Here is a 17,631-nt window from a genome sequence, read left to right on the forward strand (position 1 = left end):
TGCTCTTAATCGACCATCATATTGATGTTGAGGTTGTACATAATCCAGAGTGAACCCACAACAACGATACCGATGATCATAGCGGTGAACAGCAATGCCACCAGGTTCCAGCGCTCTTCCGATGAGGTATTCATGTGCAGGAAGTAAATCAGGTGAACAACTACCTGAATCACCGCCATGCCGACTACAACCGCCAGGATAGTTGAATGAGAGGCGGTGCCGCTCATCACCATCGCAAATGGAATCACCGTCAGGATGATCGACAGAATAAAGCCGATCAGATAGGTCTTGACGCTACCGTGGCTTGCGCCGCCGTGAGAAGTTTCATGGGATGAATGACTCATGACATAACCCCCAGCAGGTAAACAACGGTGAATACGCAGATCCAAACCACGTCCAGGAAGTGCCAGAACAGGCTCAGGCACATCAGACGGGTTTTATTGGTTGAAGTCAGGCCGCGCTTGCTGACCTGAATCATCATGATAACGATCCAAACCAGGCCGGTAGTCACGTGCAGACCGTGGGTAGCAACCAGTGCGAAGAAGCCGGACAGGAACGCGCTGCGATCCGGACCATAGCCTTCAACGATCAGGTGATGGAATTCATAGATTTCCATCGCTACGAAGCCCAGACCAAACAGGAAGGTCAGGAACAGCCAGGTATTAACGCTGCCAACCTTGCCTTTGTTCATGCCGATCATCGCCATACCGTAGGTGATGGAGCTGAACAACAGCAGGAAGGTTTCAACCAGAACAAACTTCAGATCGAAGATGTCTTTGCCAGAGGGACCGCCAGCGGTCCCGTTCACCAGTACTGCATAAGTCGCGAACAAGCTCGCAAACAAAATACAGTCGCTCATCAGGTAGATCCAGAATCCGAAGACTTTGGTCTCACCTGCGTCGTGGTGCCCATGCTCTGCATGGGCTGCGTCATGGTTAGTCAGAGTATCAGTTGACATGTTTCACGCCTGCTTTGCTGATTTGTTCATAGTGTTGGTTTTCAATGCGCTCGATTTCATCAACCTGCACATAGTAATCAACATCTTCATCGAAGCTCTTGGCAATCCAGGTCACGATCATACCTACGAAGGCAGCGATCGCCATCCACCAGATGTCCCAGATCATCGCGAAACCAAATACCAGGCTGAAGCCAGCAATAATCACACCGGCACCGGTATTTTTCGGCATATGAATCGGTTCGTATTTCGCCGGTTTCTTATAAGCGTTGCCTTTTTCTTTCATGTCCCAGAATTCATCACGGTCATGAATCTGCGGCACTACGGCAAAGTTATAGAACGGCGGTGGAGACGAAGTAGACCACTCCAGCGTACGAGCGCCCCATGGGTCACCGGTCAGGTCACGGTTCTGCTCACGGTCGCGCACACTGACGTAGATCTGAATCAGTTGGCACAGGATACCGCAGGCAATCAGAGCCGCGCCGCCAGCCGCTACCAGCAGCAGTGGGTGGAACTCTGGGTTGATGTTCTGGCTGATACGACGAGTCATACCCATAAAGCCCAGAGCATACAGTGGCATAAAGGCCACGAAGAAACCGATGATCCAGAACCAGAACGCACGGATACCCCAGGTCTCGTTCAGCGTGAAGCCGAAGGATTTAGGGAACCAGTAGGTCAGGCCGGCGAAGCAACCAAACACCACACCACCGATAATCACGTTATGGAAGTGGGCAATCAGGAACAGACTGTTGTGCAGCACGAAGTTCGCGCCCGGTACTGCCAGCAGAACGCCGGTCATCCCACCCACGGAGAAGGTGATGATGAAGCCGATGGTCCACAGCATTGCGGAGTTGAGCTGAATGCGGCCCTGGTACATGGTGAACAGCCAGTTGAAGATTTTCACCCCGGTAGGGATGGAAATGATCATGGTGGCGATACCGAAGAAGGCGTTTACGTTCGCGCCGGACCCCATGGTAAAGAAGTGGTGCAGCCATACGATGAACGACAGAACGGTAATCGCGATGGTTGCCCATACCAGTGAGGTATAGCCGAACAGGCGTTTTCTTGAGAAGGTCGCGGTGACTTCAGAGAACACACCAAACACTGGCAGAACCAGGATATACACCTCTGGGTGACCCCAGGCCCAAATCAGGTTGATGTACATCATCATGTTGCCGCCCATATCATTGGTAAAGAAATGGAAGCCCAGGTAGCGATCCAGGGTCAGCAACGCGATGGTAACAGTCAGAATTGGGAAAGAAACGATGATCAGGACGTTAGTACACAGCGCCGCCCAGGTGAACACCGGCATCTTCATCAGAGGCATGCCAGGAGCACGCATCTTCATGATGGTGGCGAAGAAGTTCACACCGGTCAGCAGGGTACCCAGACCGGAAATCTGCAGACTCCAGATCCAGTAATCGACCCCGACGCCAGGACTGTATTCCTTACCCGACAGCGGCGGATACGCCAGCCAACCGGTCTGCGCAAACTCACCCACCCCCAGAGAGATGTTGATCAGGACGACACCCACCACGAAGAACCAGAAGCTCAGGGAGTTCAGGAACGGGAAGGCAACGTCGCGCGCACCGATTTGCAAGGGTACAACCACGTTCATCAGGCCGACCACGAAAGGCATCGCCATGAAGAAGATCATGATTACGCCGTGGGCGGTAAAGATCTGGTCGTAGTGGTGCGGCGGCAGGAATCCGGCCTCACCGGCGGACGCAAGCGCCTGCTGGCTACGCATCATGATGGCATCGGCAAAACCACGCAGCAACATAACCATTGCCACGATGATGTACATGATACCAATTTTCTTATGGTCGACCGAAGTCAGCCAATCGCTCCATAGCCATTTCCACTTGCCGAAATAGGTTATCAGAGCCAGCAGAGCCAGACCCCCGATAACAATTGCAGCAACGGTGACCATGATGATCGGTTCGTGGTACGGAACCGCATCAATCGTTAATTTTCCCAACATCAGTTATTCCTCGGCTCCGGCGTGAGCTGCATGTTCACCCATGTCCATACCCTGGCTCATGTCCATACCTTCGTGCGTGGTAGCGCCCTTGTGCATGTTCATGTCGCCCATAAATTTGCCAATAGTTTCTTTGAACAAATTCGGTTTGACACTGGAGAAGTACTCAACCGGGTTATTTTCACTCGGCTCTGCCAGTTTGTTAAAGTCGCTGGTGGCGTTAAGGTTAGTCGGCGATGCTTTCACCTTGGCAACCCACTGATCGAAGTCGCCTTCGGTTGGGGTGACAATGGCGGTGAACTTCATGCCGGAGAACCCGCGACCGCTGAAGCTGCTGGAAATACCGTCGTATTTGCCTGCTTCATTGCCGATCAGGTGCAGTTTGGTCTGCATCCCGGCCATCGCATAAATCTGCCCACCTAACTGAGGGATAAAGAACGAGTTCATTACCGAGTTAGAGGTGATTTTGAATTCAACTGGAACGTCTTTCGGGAAAGCCAGTTCATTAACCGTTGCGATGCCTTGTTCCGGGTAGATAAACAGCCATTTCCAGTCGAGCGACACCACTTCGATAGTCATCGGCTTCTTGTCAGTGACAATCGGCTTGAACGGATCGAGTTCGTGGGTAGTCTTCCAGGTTATGGTGCCAAGGATGGCGATGATAATGATAGGAATGGTCCAGACGACCGCTTCGATTTTGTTGGAATGTGACCAGTTCGGACTGTATTTGGCATCTTTGTTGGAAGCACGGTACTTCCAGGCAAAGGCGAACGCCATAAAGATAACTGGTATCACCACGATCAGCATTAATGCGATAGCAGTGATAATCAGTGTCCGTTGCTCAACACCAATTGCTCCTTTGGGATTCATCAATACCATATTGCAACCACTGAGCATTACAGTGGAGGCAATTAATGACAACATCCCAATACTTTTATTGTATTTCTTAAGTCTCATCTAACGACCTCAATTACAAAGGCTCTATTGTCGTTTCATGTGTGCGGGCATTTTACGGGAAGGTTGCAGTACTGTAAACATGCTTAAGGGAGTGTCAGCGCCTTGTTGACACTTTCTGTTAAGGGGGTCACAGATGTCACGTTGCGTGACAATTTACTAATGGCAACAAAGCGTTGGCACGCTGAATCGTGCCGGGCAATTCGTATGTTAAGGAAAACTAAAGGTATGATGAATCCGGCAGGTAAAAACGCTTTTTGGAAATACGAATGAAAGGTTTATTTAATGTAAAAGAATTGTGTCTTAAAGGTGAATTTAATTTTATTTCCCGAGCGCCACACTCGGATAAAAAAATAATTTGGACGGGAATTATATTTTTTAACTAAATAAATACATCACACTGATGCATTTTTGCCGACCGGTGTTACCACCGGCCGACGATATCAGGCCAGCCGGGTACGCCGCAACGCCAGATAGTCCAACAGGCTGCCCATGACAATGCCCACCAGGCTCAGCGCTGCACCCATCTGCAGTAACCGATCGGCCAGGTTTGGCAAGGCGCTCCAGTCGAGTGCGTTGGTGATAAGCAGAATCAGCCACAGGCCCAGCAATGAGCAACCCAGGGTCAGCATACGCAACGCCCAGCGGTAAAACTGCCGGAATTCGGTGCGCGGCATGAAGTTATCCGTGCGCTGGGTATATTCCAGCGTCTGTCGACACAGGCGCAGCAGCAACAGACCGGGCAGGGCCGCGGCTATCGAGAATAAATAGAACAGCGGCCAGCCGTGCGCTTCGACAAACCAGCCGGCAATCGGGCCAACATAGACGCGGCCGACGGCGGACAATGCCGACAGCAGGGCAAACTGGGTGGCGGAAAATGATTTGTTGCACAGCGTCATCAGCAGCGCAACGAAGGCGGCGGTGCCCATGCCGCCGCACAGGTTTTCCAGGAAGATAGCGCTGCCCATCGTCATGATGTTTTTATCGGTAACGGCCAGTATCCAGTAACCGAGATTAGAGACCGCCTGCAGGATGCCGAACAGCATCAGGGCGCGGAACAGGCTGAGGCGTTGCATCAGCACGCCGCCAAACAGCGCCCCGACGATAGTGGCGAACAGGCCGAGAGTTTTGTTCACCAGCCCCACTTCCCCGGCATCGAACCCAACGCCGCGGATCAGGAAGGTGGTGCTCAGGCTGCCGGCAAAGGCATCGCCCATTTTGTACATCACAATCAGCAGTAAAATCAGCCAGGCATTGTTACGTGCGAAGAAATCACGCAACGGGGCGACTACCGCCTGTTCCATGGTTCGCGGTGCCGGAATGCTGTCGTCCGGTTCCGGTGCCAGCAAAGTAGCGGCGATGCCGATCAGCATCAGTCCGGCCATCAGCCAGTAGGTTGACTGCCAACCGAAGTAACGATCTGCCAGCCACAACGCCAGCCCGCCGGACACCAGCATCGCCAGGCGGTAGCCCAGAACCGAAACGGCGGCACCGGTGCCGCGTTCTTCAGCGCTCAACAGATCGGTTTTATAGGCATCGAAAACAATATCCTGCGACGCAGAACAGAACGCCACCAATACCGCCAATGCTGCCAGCCACCACAGATGCTGTGCCGGTTGCATAAAGCCCATCGCCACAATCGATACTACCAGCAGCACCTGGCTGATCAGTAGCCAGCCGCGTCGGCGACCGAGGAATGGCGGGGTATAGCGGTCCATAAAGGGCGACCACAGGAATTTGAACACATAGGCCTGACCGACCAGCGAAAAAATGCCGATGGTTTTCAGATCGATGCCTTCGACGGTCATCCAGGCTTGCAGCGTGCCGGAGGTCAGCGCCAGTGGCAGACCCGAGGCAAAGCCCAGCAGCAGCAGGATCGCGGAGTTACGCTGGGTGAAGAGGTTCAGATAGTGTTTCGACATGAGTTCCCTGTCTGCACCGCCCGACTGTCCGGGCGGTGCAAGGCGTTCGCGGATTAACGCGCGTTTTGCTTGATAAAGTCGTTGACGCTGGTGTCCTGCGCCATATCGGCAATAACGTCACCCAACACGCTATTGACCGCGTTAGTAATTTTATCGTTGGTTGCCGTGAAGGCGCCCTGGACGTTATAAGTTGAGCGGTAGTTTTTCACCTGCTTATTGCCGTTTTTCGCCTGAGCGATGATCGAGATATCGGCCTTGGTGGTGATGTTGTAGCGCAGGTTGCCTTCGGAGACGTCTGCGTACAGGTTATTCACCACGATTTGCAGATCAACGGCGCCGTCGGCACCGATCATATAGCCGCGTGCGCCCATTTGTTTCTCTAACACTTCCTGCAGCAAGAAGCGCAGGTCGCGTGATGGCGTCAGCGTCACGAGCTGGCCGTCGCGGTTAACTTTGGCCAGGGCCTGATCTTTGCGCTGATCCGCGCCGTTAATGCTGATGGTGACGCCTTGCAGAGTCGGGTCCTGCTGCGGCAATACGATCTTTGGAGTCACGTTCAGGGTGTTGCTGCTGGTAGCACAGCCGGCCAGCAGCAGTGCGGCCAACAGTGGAAGGCAAAGTTTCTTTAACATAGTTACTGTCTCATTCTCGATGGATTTTAAGCTGCCCAATCCCAATATAGAGAGGCTGGCTTGAGCAAGCTTTCTGTAATAATCAGAGCGGGATAGCCAACAACAAATTGTCGACATCATAGCATCGCCGCCGGCCGGAGGAAGCGCAGAACGCACCGGAGTGACAAATTTTTACCTGCCGTTGATAAAAACATGCTTTTTTGACCGTCTCAATCAGAAAAACCTCAAGCGGCGGCGGATGTTGGCCGTTTTTTGTCCGCAAAGAAGAGAAATTTACCTGCGCAATGGTCTAAAAGGGGAGAAAGAGGCTAATATTGAAATAGATGGGGACGGTCCTCTGCCGGTGTAGTAAGGAGATCCTATGATTCGCGAGCAAATAGAAGCAAAGTTAAGGGCGGCATTTGAGCCCGCGTATCTGGAAGTCGTTGATGAAAGCTATCGTCATAACGTTCCGGCGGGTTCAGAAAGTCATTTCAAGGTGGTGTTGGTCAGCGATCGCTTCGTTGGCGAACGTTTCCTGACGCGGCATCGCTCGATTTACGGCGTCTTGTCGGAAGAGTTATCCGATGGTGTACATGCGCTGGCGTTGCACACTTATACCCTGAAAGAGTGGGAAGGGCTGCAGGATACCGTGCCGGCTTCCCCCCCTTGTCGTGGTGCCGGAACCTTGGCCTGACGGCTAAATTTGCGGTATCAGTGGAACTTTGACCACGATTTGGGGTATTACTACAGACGAATTTTGGAACGGCCTGCGGGCCGTTTCTGTTTTTGACGACGACACAGCCGATGCGCAATGCAGCCAAGGCCGGGTCGGCTTCGGCGGCCTTTTGGCGATCAAATCGGCAAAAGTGTGAGTTTTAGCGCGCCGCCGCTGCCTTGCTTTCCTCGACTCGCTCCGCTTGCGCCGCTATAATGTCGCGTCTTATTTTTCCGGAATGGTTTCGGGACACTTCTGTCATCAGGAAACTCGGTTCTGTAATGTAGCCGTCCTGGTTCTTCGAACGGAGTTGACCGAGCACTGTGATTTTTTTGAGGTAACAAGATGCAAGTTTCAGTAGAAACCACTCAAGGCCTTGGGCGCCGTCTCTCTATTACTGTACCCGCTGATACAATCAAGCAGGCTATTAAAAAAGAGCTGATCAACGCTGCAAAAAGCGTTCGTATCGATGGCTTCCGTAAAGGCCATGTACCGATGAACATCGTTGAGCAACGTTATGGCGCTTCCGTTCGTCAAGACGTACTGGGCGATGCAATGCAACGCAGCTTCGTTGATGCGATCATCAAAGAAAAGATCAATCCGGCTGGCGCACCAAACTACGTGCCGGGCGAGTACAAAGAAGGTGAAGACTTCACTTTCGCCGTTGAGTTCGAAGTGTATCCAGAAGTTGAGCTGAAAGGCCTGGACGGCATCGAAGTTGAGAAGCCGGTGGTTGAAGTTAACGACGCTGACGTTGACACCATGCTGGACACCCTGCGCAAGCAGCAGGCGACCTGGAAAGAAACCGATCGCGCAGCTCAGGCTGAAGACCGTGTGACCGTTGACTTCGCTGGTTCTATCGACGGTGAAGAGTTTGAAGGCGGCAAAGCCTCTGACTTCGTACTGGCTATGGGCCAGGGCCGCATGATCCCAGGCTTCGAAGAAGGTCTGGTCGGTCATAAAGCCGGTGAAGAGTTCACCATCGACGTTAACTTCCCAGAAGATTACCACGCTGAAAATCTGAAGGGCAAAGCGGCTAAGTTCGCTATCGTTCTGAAGAAAGTGGAAGAGCGTGAACTGCCAGAGCTGACTGAAGAATTCATCAAACGTTTCGGCGTGGCTGATGGTTCTACCGAAGGCCTGCGTGCTGAAGTGCGTAAAAACATGGAGCGCGAGCTGAAAGGCGCAGTGCGTAACCGCATCAAGACTCAGGCAATCGACGGCCTGGTCAGCGCTAACGAAATCGACGTTCCTGCTGCGCTGATCGACGGCGAAGTTGACGTTCTGCGCCGTCAGGCTGCACAGCGTTTCGGCGGCAACGAGAAGCAAGCGCTGGAACTGCCACGCGAACTGTTCGAAGAGCAGGCCAAGCGTCGCGTAGTTGTCGGTCTGCTGCTGGGCGAAGTGATCAGCACCAACGATCTGAAAGCTGACGAAGAGCGCGTTAAAACGCTGATCGAAGAAATGGCTTCCGCTTACGAAGATCCAAGTGAAGTTGTTGAGTTCTACAGCAAAAACAAAGAGCTGATGAACAACATGCGCAACGTTGCTCTGGAAGAACAAGCGGTTGAAGCCCTGCTGGCAAAAGCGAAAGTGACTGAGAAAGCCACTACCTTCAGCGAGCTGATGAACCAGACTCAACAGGCGTAATGTCTGTACGCCAGAGCGCAACTTGTTGCGCTCTCAGGGCCGGCTTGCCGGCTCTGGCGTTAAAAAAGCCCGTAACCTTCGGTTGCGGGCTTTTCTTTTTGCCACGTTGCTGATTAATCTCAGGTTAAGCGTGACAATATGCACTATATTTACACTGTTGCTCTTGGCACAGTCTGGCATGATGGTTATCACCTGCTGTCAGGGGGGGCGGGATAACCGCTAAAAATACTCTGCCGGGCTTGAAATTCTGTCTGTGGCCCCAATCTGTAAAAAGTATATGTATACCCTATAGCTTTCAAGTTGCAGCTAGGCGCCCAGCTCGCTCATCCCCAGGCGCTTACTCGAGTAAGTAACTGGGGTGAGCGAGTGCAGGTAACAACGCTGTGACTTGAAAGATGACGGGTATAGGCTGTTTGCCAGAGTGCGCGGGATAAAAAACCGTCGGGTACGTGTGGCGTGGGTCGAATGCTTGAGCATAGTCATCATGACCGTTCTCAAGTAGAATCGGTGTAATAGGGTATAACCCTGGCCGCCAAGGCAATTTCTATTAGGAGACGGTAATGTCATACAGTGGCGAACGAGATCAATTTGCACCTAACATGGCCCTGGTGCCGATGGTGGTAGAGCAGACTTCACGCGGGGAGCGTTCTTACGACATCTATTCCCGCCTGCTGAAAGAGCGCATTATTTTCCTGACCGGCCAGGTCGAAGATCACATGGCCAACCTGATTGTGGCGCAGATGCTGTTCCTCGAAGCAGAAAGCCCGGAAAAAGACATTTTCCTCTACATCAACTCCCCGGGTGGCGTGATCACCGCAGGCATGTCAATCTATGACACCATGAAGTTCATCAAGCCGGACGTCAGCACCATTTGTATGGGCCAGGCGTGCTCGATGGGTTCCTTCCTGCTGACTGCGGGTGCCAAGGGCAAACGTTTCTGTCTGCCGAATTCACGTGTGATGATCCACCAGCCGCTGGGCGGCTATCAGGGCCAGGCGACGGATATCGAAATCCATGCGCGTGAAATCCTGAAGGTGAAGGCGCGTATGAATGAGTTGATGGCAGAACACACCGGCCAGACACTGGAGCAGATCGAACGCGATACCGAGCGCGATCGCTTTATGACCGCGGAAGAAGCGGTAGAATACGGTCTGGTTGACGGCATTCTGACGCACCGCAAGTAACACCACGCGGCTGGCGAGGTAATTGTGCGAGCCGATAGACTATAGTAATCAGAGCGGGCGTGGCTCGCTCTGGTGAGCATTATCGGCATTCCTGGTATGAATTCGGGGCGCACGGCCGCCGTGATTTTCCTGCGGGACAAAGACTAAAGAAGAGGTTTACTGATGACAGATAAGCGCAAAGACGGTTCAGGAAAGCTGCTGTACTGCTCTTTCTGCGGCAAAAGCCAGCATGAAGTGCGTAAGCTGATTGCCGGTCCGTCAGTGTATATCTGCGATGAATGTGTTGACCTGTGTAACGACATTATTCGCGAAGAGATTAAAGAAGTTTCACCGCATCGTGAGCGCAGTGCGCTGCCGACGCCGCATGAGATCCGCCACCACCTGGATGACTACGTCATCGGTCAGGAACCGGCGAAGAAAGTGCTGGCGGTAGCGGTGTATAACCACTACAAACGCCTGCGCAACGGCGATACCAGCAACGGTATCGAGTTGGGCAAAAGCAACATTCTGCTGATTGGTCCTACCGGTAGCGGTAAAACCTTGCTGGCGGAAACGCTGGCACGCTTCCTGGATGTGCCTTTCACCATGGCCGATGCCACCACGCTGACCGAAGCCGGTTATGTGGGTGAGGACGTGGAGAATATTATCCAGAAGTTGCTGCAGAAATGTGACTACGACGTGCAGAAAGCCCAGCGTGGCATCGTCTATATCGATGAAATCGATAAGATTTCTCGTAAGTCAGACAACCCGTCCATTACCCGTGACGTTTCGGGTGAGGGCGTGCAGCAGGCGCTGTTGAAGCTGATCGAAGGCACTATTGCTGCCGTTCCTCCTCAGGGGGGCCGCAAGCATCCGCAGCAGGAATTCCTGCAGGTTGATACCTCGAAAATCCTGTTTATCTGTGGCGGCGCATTTGCCGGCCTGGATAAAGTGATCGGTCAGCGCGTTAATACCGGTTCCGGTATTGGTTTTGGCGCCACCGTGAAGGGTGAGTCTGAGAAAGCGACCGAAGGCGAACTGCTGCTGCAGGCTGAACCGGAAGATCTGATCAAGTTTGGCCTGATCCCTGAGTTCATCGGTCGTCTGCCGGTCGTGGCCACGCTGAGTGAGCTGAGCGAAGATGCGCTGATCCAGATCCTGAAAGAGCCGAAAAATGCCCTGACCAAACAGTATCAGGCATTGTTCAATCTGGAAGGTGTGGAGCTGGAATTCCGTGAAGAAGCACTGAACGCCATCGCCAGAAAGGCGATGAAACGCAAAACCGGTGCACGTGGCCTGCGTTCTATCGTGGAAGGCGCGCTGCTGGACACCATGTATGACCTGCCTTCAATGGACAGCGTCGACAAAGTGGTGATCGACGAGTCGGTCATCGCCGGCCAGTCCAAACCGTTGCTGATTTACGGCAAACCGGAAGCACAGGCTTCAGGCGAATAATTCGCCAGTCAAACCAGAAAGTTAATGTCAAAATGGGGGATTTTATCCCCCATTTTTATTTCCTGCGTTCTTGCCGTTGAATGTAAGAGATTCATCCCCATATACTCATTAACCAGATTTTATGAAACGTTTGATGCTTGCGTCTCATGAGATTCCCCCTCAACCTGGCGGAAGTTAAACTTAAGAGAGAGCTCTATGAACCCTGAGCGTTCCGAACGCATTGAAATCCCCGTGTTGCCGTTGCGCGACGTGGTGGTTTATCCGCACATGGTGATCCCGTTATTTGTTGGCCGGGAAAAATCGATTCGGTGCCTCGAAGCAGCAATGGATCACGATAAAAAGATCATGCTGGTGGCACAGAAAGAGGCCTCAACGGATGAACCTGGCATTAATGATTTGTTCTCAGTCGGCACGGTAGCGTCGATCCTGCAAATGCTGAAATTGCCTGATGGCACGGTAAAAGTGCTGGTCGAAGGCCTGCAGCGGGCGCGTATTACTACGCTTTCCGACAGCGGCGAGCATTTTGCTGCCCAGGCAGAATATCTTGAGTCACCCGCGATTGACGAGCGTGAACAAGAAGTGCTGGTACGCACTGCAATCAATCAGTTTGAAGGCTATATCAAACTGAACAAGAAAATTCCACCGGAGGTGCTGACGTCATTGAACAGCATCGACGATGCTGCGCGCCTGGCGGATACCATCGCCGCGCACATGCCGCTGAAGCTCAGCGACAAGCAGTCGGTACTGGAGATGTTCGACATCACCGAACGTCTTGAATATCTGATGGCGATGATGGAATCGGAAATCGACCTGCTGCAGGTTGAGAAACGCATCCGCAATCGCGTCAAAAAACAGATGGAAAAAAGTCAGCGCGAGTACTATCTGAATGAGCAGATGAAGGCGATTCAGAAAGAACTGGGCGAGATGGACGATGCGCCGGACGAGCATGAAGCGCTGAAGCGCAAGATCGAAGCGGCGAAAATGCCGAAAGACGCGCGTGAAAAAACCGAAGCGGAACTGCAAAAGCTGAAAATGATGTCGCCAATGTCTGCGGAAGCAACCGTGGTGCGCGGCTACATCGATTGGATGCTGCAGGTGCCGTGGAATGCACGCAGCAAGGTTAAAAAAGACCTGCTCAAGGCGCAGGAAGTGCTCGATATCGATCACTACGGCCTGGAGCGCGTCAAAGACCGTATTCTTGAGTATCTCGCAGTACAGAGCCGCGTAAGCAAAATCAAAGGGCCGATCCTGTGTCTGGTAGGGCCTCCTGGCGTGGGTAAAACCTCGTTGGGCCAGTCGATCGCTAAAGCGACCGGCCGCCAGTATGTGCGTATGGCGTTGGGTGGCGTGCGTGACGAAGCGGAAATCCGTGGTCACCGCCGTACCTATATCGGTTCAATGCCGGGCAAACTGATCCAGAAAATGGCCAAGGTCGGGGTGAAAAACCCGCTGTTCCTGCTCGATGAGATCGACAAGATGTCTTCCGACATGCGTGGCGATCCGGCCTCTGCACTGCTTGAGGTGTTGGATCCGGAACAGAACGTGGCGTTTAACGATCACTATCTGGAAGTGGATTACGACCTGTCCGACGTGATGTTCGTGGCGACCTCGAACTCGATGAACATTCCTGCGCCGTTGCTGGATCGTATGGAAGTGATCCGTCTGTCTGGCTATACCGAGGACGAGAAGCTCAATATTGCCAAGCAGCACCTGTTGCCGAAGCAGCTTGAGCGTAACGCCCTGAAAAAAGGTGAGTTGACGGTCGACGACAGCGCCATTACCGGTATTATCCGCTTCTACACCCGTGAAGCTGGGGTGCGTAGCCTGGAGCGCGAAATCTCCAAGCTGTGCCGTAAGGCGGTGAAAACGCTGCTGATGGACAAGAAGCTCAAGCATATCGAGATCAACGGCGACAACCTGAAGGATTACCTGGGCGTACAGCGTGTTGACTACGGCCGTGCGGATACCGAAAACCGCGTGGGTGAAGTTACCGGCCTGGCGTGGACGGAAGTGGGTGGCGATCTGCTGACCATTGAAACCGCCTGCGTACCGGGCAAAGGTAAGCTGACCTACACCGGTTCGCTCGGTGAAGTGATGCAGGAATCTATCCAGGCTGCACTGACCGTGGTGCGTGCGCGCGCGGATAAATTGGGGATTAACCCTGATTTTTACGAGAAGCGTGACATCCACGTGCACGTGCCGGAAGGCGCTACACCTAAGGATGGCCCAAGCGCCGGTATTGCGATGTGCACCGCGCTGGTTTCCTGCCTGACGGGCAACCCGGTTCGTGCCGATGTGGCGATGACCGGTGAGATCACGTTGCGTGGCCAGGTTCTGCCGATTGGTGGCCTGAAAGAGAAACTGCTGGCGGCGCATCGCGGCGGTATCAAAACCGTGCTGATCCCGTATGAAAACAAGCGCGATCTGGAAGAGATCCCGGCCAATGTTATTGCCGATCTGGTTATTCATCCGGTGCAGCGAATTGATGAAGTTTTGGACCTTGCGTTGCTCAATCCGGCCTTCGGTGCACTGCCGGTAGCGGCAAAATAGTGATGTATCGCAAAAACCATTGATAAAACTTATGCTGGCAAGTCATTTCGGACTTGCCAGTCTTTTTTTGTACCGCTAAGTTAGACAGCTGTCGGCCCGCGTTTTGTCACGCTTACGGTGGCTTGCCAAGGCACGATGGGATTGATATAACAGCTGCGCTGTCGCAACCGTAGGGATTTTTCGGTGCGACGATTGAATTCTAGAGGGGATGATAGAGTGAATAAGTCACAACTGATCGACAAAATTGCCGCAGGTGCTGATATTTCCAAAGCGGCAGCTGGACGTGCTTTAGATGCAGTGATTGCATCTGTTACTGACTCCTTGAAGGAAGGGGATGACGTGGCCCTGGTGGGTTTCGGTTCCTTCACCGTGCGTGAACGTTCGGCCCGTACCGGTCGTAACCCGCAAACCGGTAAAGAGATCAAAATCGCGGCAGCCAAAGTTCCGGCCTTCCGTGCAGGGAAAGCGCTGAAAGACGCAGTAAACTGATTGTTTGCGTCTAACCGTTTAGCGTTACAGGGCTTTGTAATAAACAATCACCTGACGCAACGGTGCTGGTAAGGTAAGATATAAGGCGCATCAGATTGATGCGCTTTTTTTATTTTTGTCGCAGGGAACGCGCCTGCACAAGGGTGTTTTTAATCCACATCACAGCGGAGTGTTGTCACACTATGATGGACAATTTACGCGCGGCAGCTAATCACGTCGTGCTCAAAATCATCCTGGGCTTGATCATTTTGTCATTTCTTTTGACAGGGGTGGTCAGCTATCAGGGGAGTGCCGGTGATTATGCAGCGAAGGTCAATGGCCAGGTGATCGAGCGTGCTCAGCTGGAACAGGCTTTCCAAAGCGAACGCAGCCGCATGCAGCAACAGTTGGGTGACCAGTTCTCCGCACTGGCGGGCAACGAAGGCTATATGCAGCAGATGCGCCATCAGGCACTGTCACAGCTGATCGACAACATGCTGCTGGACCAATATGCCAAGAAATTAGGCCTGAGCGTCAGTGACGATCAGGTGAAAGAAGCTATCCGTAAAGCACCTTACTTCCAGACAAACGGCCAGTTCGATAACGCGAAATATCTCGATCTGATTAGCCGCATGGGTTACACCGCCGATAACTTTGCACAATCAATGCGTCAGCAGTTGGTTAACCAGCAGGTGATCCAGGCCTTTGGCGGTTCGGGCTTTATTCTGCCTGCCGAAGCTCAGGACATGACGGCGCTGGTGCTGCAACAGCGCGATGTGCGCTTGGCTACGCTGGATCTGAAAGCGTTGCAGGCCAAGCAGACCGTGACCGACGACGAGCTGAAAGACTACTACAGCCAGAACAAGAACAGCTTTATTGCGCCAGAACAGGTCAAAGTAAGCTACATCCCAATGGACGCCGCTGCTATGCAAGACAAGGTGACGGTAGCCGACGCGGATATCAGCGCCTATTACGACCAGCACAAAAGCAGTTACGGCCAGCCTGAACGCAAGAACTACAGCGTGATTCAGTTGAAAACCGAGGCGGAAGCCAATGCGGTACTGGATGAACTGAAGAAAGGCGGCGATTTTGCCACCCTGGCGAAAGACAAATCCACCGACATCATTTCACGCCGTACCGGCGGTGAACTGGGCTGGCTGGAGCCGGACACCACTGCAGACGAACTCAAGCAGGCTAACCTGACCGAAAAAGGCCAGCTTTCCGGCGTCGTGAAGTCTTCAGTAGGCTATCTGGTGATCCGTCTCAACGACATCGCACCGGAAAAAGTGAAGCCGTTGAGCGAAGTGCGTGACGCTATCGCCAAGCAGGTTAAGCAGGAGAAAGCGGTAGACGCTTATTACGCACTGCAACAGAAGGTGAGTGAAGCGGCTACCAGCGATAACGAGTCTCTGGCATCGGCCGAAGAGGCCGCCGGCGTGAAAGCGGCGCAGACCGACTGGTTTACCCGCGACAATATTCCGGCAGCGCTGAATTTCAAACCGGTCATTCAGTCGATTTTCGACGGTTCCCTGATTGGTGAAGGCGGCTCTCCGGGCAGCAACTCCGACGTGATCACCGTTGATGGCGACCGTGCCTTCGTGATCCGCGTGTCTGGCCACAAGCCAGAGGGCATTGAGCCGTTCGACCAGGTGAAAGATCGCGTGGCAGAACTGGTCAAGCGCAACAAAGCGGAACAGGAAGCCAAACTGCAGGGCGAGAAGCTGCTGGTTGAGCTGAAGCAGGGTAAGGGCGACGAGGCGATGAAAGCCGCTGGCCTGAGCTTTGGCAGCGTACAGAAGATGGCGCGCGCGCCGGAAGACAGCCAACTGGTGCAGAGCGTGTTCGCGCTGCCGCATCCGCAGGAAGGCAAGCCGGTTTATGGCATGTCGCAGGACCGTCAGGACAACGTGGTACTGATTGCACTGGATGCCGTGAAGCCAGGCACCTTGCCGGCTGAAGAAATGAAAACCTTCGTCAGCAAGATGGAAGAAGGTGCGACTGGCGTGTCCTTTGACTCTCTGCTGGCCAGCCTGCGCAAAGAAGCCAAGATCACCATGGGTGCCGCTGAGCAGCAGCAGCCTCAGTAAAGCGCCGCAGTTTTCTGCAACGCAATGCAATCCTCAAAGGCCGCTTTCGCGGCCTTTTCCATATCTGAAATCCGCCAATTGCTGAAGTTTCTTCGCTGCGGCAAGGTGAGCTTGCTGTTACACACAAGGAGGATACAGCATGCAACCTACAGTAATAAAAGCGGTAAATGAGAGTGGTTTTAACTTCAAAGCCTTGCTGACCGTAGCACTGCTCTGCCTGACCGGGCCATCTTTGGCCGCGGAAGAAAAAGCGCTTACCGGGCAACCGGTGCTATCCGTGACGGCGGCTAACGCCGGGCAGGGTGCAGAGGCCGTGGCGACTGCCAATGATGAAGCATCGGTCAGTATCAATCAGGCCGATGCCGAACAACTGGCCAGCATACTCAAGGGAGTTGGATTGAAAAAAGCGGAGAGCATTGTGCGCTACCGCGAGCAGAATGGTCCCTTTACGCAGATTGAGCAGCTTCAGGAAGTACCGGGCATTGGGCCTGCACTGTTTGAAAGGAATCGCGCGCGGCTCAAAATGTGATTTCGATCACGGCTGTGTGGCAAAGTGATAATGCAGCCCTTTTTCCTCTGCTACATTTTACAGGTCTTACCAGTTTGGCACCTTGACCAAATGGGTGAAGGAGTCGCTAGCGGCTCCTTCTTTCTGTAATCACCAGGCAGGAGCGATTGTTACCTATGCACCAGACCTTTATCAAAGTCCGTGGTTATCATCTTGATGTTTATCAGCACGTGAACAACGCCCGCTATCTGGAATTCCTGGAGGAGGCGCGATGGGATTGGCTGGAGAACCAGGAAGGCTTCCGCTGGATGACGGAAAACAACATCGCCTTTATCGTGGTGAACATCAACATTAACTATCGCACCCCAGCGGTATTGGGCGACAAGTTACGCATTGACAGCCAGATGGTACAACTAAACGGCAAAAGCGGCGTGTTGAGCCAGAAGGTCTCGCAGGATGCCAGCGGGGATCCGGTAGCGGATGCACTGCTGACCTTTGTTTGTGTCGATCTGAAAACCCAGCGGGCATTGCCGATCGAAGGGCAACTGCGCGAACACCTGCAGGTGCTCACGCCGCTTGAAGATAGGTAAAGCAACGAGCGGCAACCTG

At 53.2% G+C, this 17,631-nt stretch carries 15 protein-coding genes; 9 read left to right on the plus strand and 6 right to left on the minus strand.

Annotation, left to right across the window (positions count from 1 at the left end):
* Positions 1 to 5 precede the first annotated feature (5 nt).
* The 6 genes from ACSOSI_RS05255 to ACSOSI_RS05280 form a co-directional block, all read right to left on the minus strand.
* Positions 6 to 344, minus strand: coding sequence for a cytochrome o ubiquinol oxidase subunit IV (locus ACSOSI_RS05255; protein WP_012005527.1), 339 nt, complete (start codon positions 342 to 344; stop codon positions 6 to 8).
* Positions 341 to 958 (minus strand): cytochrome o ubiquinol oxidase subunit III, encoded by a 618-nt coding sequence (locus tag ACSOSI_RS05260; RefSeq protein ID WP_012005528.1) that lies wholly within the window; start codon positions 956 to 958, stop codon positions 341 to 343. The genes ACSOSI_RS05255 and ACSOSI_RS05260 overlap by 4 nt, the downstream gene beginning before the upstream one ends.
* On the minus strand, positions 948 to 2,939 hold the full coding sequence (gene cyoB / locus ACSOSI_RS05265; protein WP_012005529.1) for a cytochrome o ubiquinol oxidase subunit I: 1,992 nt from the start codon (positions 2,937 to 2,939) through the stop codon (positions 948 to 950). The genes ACSOSI_RS05260 and cyoB overlap by 11 nt, the downstream gene beginning before the upstream one ends.
* A gap of 3 nt (positions 2,940 to 2,942) precedes the next feature.
* On the minus strand, positions 2,943 to 3,893 hold the full coding sequence (gene cyoA, locus ACSOSI_RS05270; RefSeq protein ID WP_026142235.1) for a cytochrome o ubiquinol oxidase subunit II: 951 nt from the start codon (positions 3,891 to 3,893) through the stop codon (positions 2,943 to 2,945).
* A gap of 440 nt (positions 3,894 to 4,333) precedes the next feature.
* Positions 4,334 to 5,812 (minus strand): muropeptide MFS transporter AmpG, encoded by a 1,479-nt coding sequence (ampG, locus tag ACSOSI_RS05275; protein WP_012005531.1) that lies wholly within the window; start codon positions 5,810 to 5,812, stop codon positions 4,334 to 4,336.
* A 53-nt stretch (positions 5,813 to 5,865) separates the two neighbouring features.
* Positions 5,866 to 6,444, minus strand: coding sequence for a lipoprotein (locus tag ACSOSI_RS05280; RefSeq protein ID WP_012005532.1), 579 nt, complete (start codon positions 6,442 to 6,444; stop codon positions 5,866 to 5,868).
* A 361-nt stretch (positions 6,445 to 6,805) separates the two neighbouring features.
* Here ACSOSI_RS05280 and bolA point away from each other — a divergent pair, with 361 nt between their 5' ends.
* The 9 genes from bolA to ACSOSI_RS05325 all read left to right on the plus strand — a co-directional run bounded on the left by bolA (position 6,806) and on the right by ACSOSI_RS05325 (position 17,612).
* On the plus strand, positions 6,806 to 7,120 hold the full coding sequence (gene bolA, locus ACSOSI_RS05285) for a transcriptional regulator BolA (protein ID WP_012005533.1): 315 nt from the start codon (positions 6,806 to 6,808) through the stop codon (positions 7,118 to 7,120).
* Between the two features lie 366 nt (positions 7,121 to 7,486).
* The gene (gene tig, locus ACSOSI_RS05290; protein ID WP_476706658.1) at positions 7,487 to 8,791 is read left to right on the plus strand and encodes a trigger factor; all 1,305 of its coding nucleotides are present in this window, start codon (positions 7,487 to 7,489) and stop codon (positions 8,789 to 8,791) included.
* A gap of 560 nt (positions 8,792 to 9,351) precedes the next feature.
* Complete coding sequence (gene clpP / locus ACSOSI_RS05295) at positions 9,352 to 9,975, plus strand: ATP-dependent Clp endopeptidase proteolytic subunit ClpP (RefSeq protein ID WP_012005535.1); 624 nt, start codon at positions 9,352 to 9,354, stop codon at positions 9,973 to 9,975.
* 162 nt (positions 9,976 to 10,137) lie between these two features.
* Positions 10,138 to 11,409 carry an ATP-dependent protease ATP-binding subunit ClpX gene (clpX, locus tag ACSOSI_RS05300; protein ID WP_012005536.1) on the plus strand — a complete coding sequence of 424 codons (1,272 nt, stop codon included), beginning with the start codon at positions 10,138 to 10,140 and terminating at the stop codon, positions 11,407 to 11,409.
* Positions 11,410 to 11,604: 195 nt separating this feature from the next.
* Positions 11,605 to 13,959, plus strand: a complete 2,355-nt coding sequence (gene lon / locus ACSOSI_RS05305; protein ID WP_012005537.1) for an endopeptidase La — start codon at positions 11,605 to 11,607, stop codon at positions 13,957 to 13,959.
* Between the two features lie 216 nt (positions 13,960 to 14,175).
* On the plus strand, positions 14,176 to 14,448 hold the full coding sequence (gene hupB, locus ACSOSI_RS05310; protein WP_017891836.1) for a nucleoid-associated protein HU-beta: 273 nt from the start codon (positions 14,176 to 14,178) through the stop codon (positions 14,446 to 14,448).
* A gap of 182 nt (positions 14,449 to 14,630) precedes the next feature.
* Positions 14,631 to 16,514: a peptidylprolyl isomerase gene (gene ppiD / locus ACSOSI_RS05315; RefSeq protein WP_012005539.1), complete on the plus strand. Its 1,884-nt coding sequence runs from the start codon at positions 14,631 to 14,633 to the stop codon at positions 16,512 to 16,514.
* Between the two features lie 139 nt (positions 16,515 to 16,653).
* Positions 16,654 to 17,043 carry a ComEA family DNA-binding protein gene (locus tag ACSOSI_RS05320; RefSeq protein WP_419246589.1) on the plus strand — a complete coding sequence of 130 codons (390 nt, stop codon included), beginning with the start codon at positions 16,654 to 16,656 and terminating at the stop codon, positions 17,041 to 17,043.
* 155 nt (positions 17,044 to 17,198) lie between these two features.
* A complete protein-coding gene (locus ACSOSI_RS05325; protein WP_476706659.1) occupies positions 17,199 to 17,612 on the plus strand; it encodes an acyl-CoA thioesterase in 414 nt (137 codons plus the stop codon).
* Positions 17,613 to 17,631 lie beyond the last annotated feature (19 nt).

It is taken from the genome of Serratia sp. AR11 (assembly GCF_056376275.1).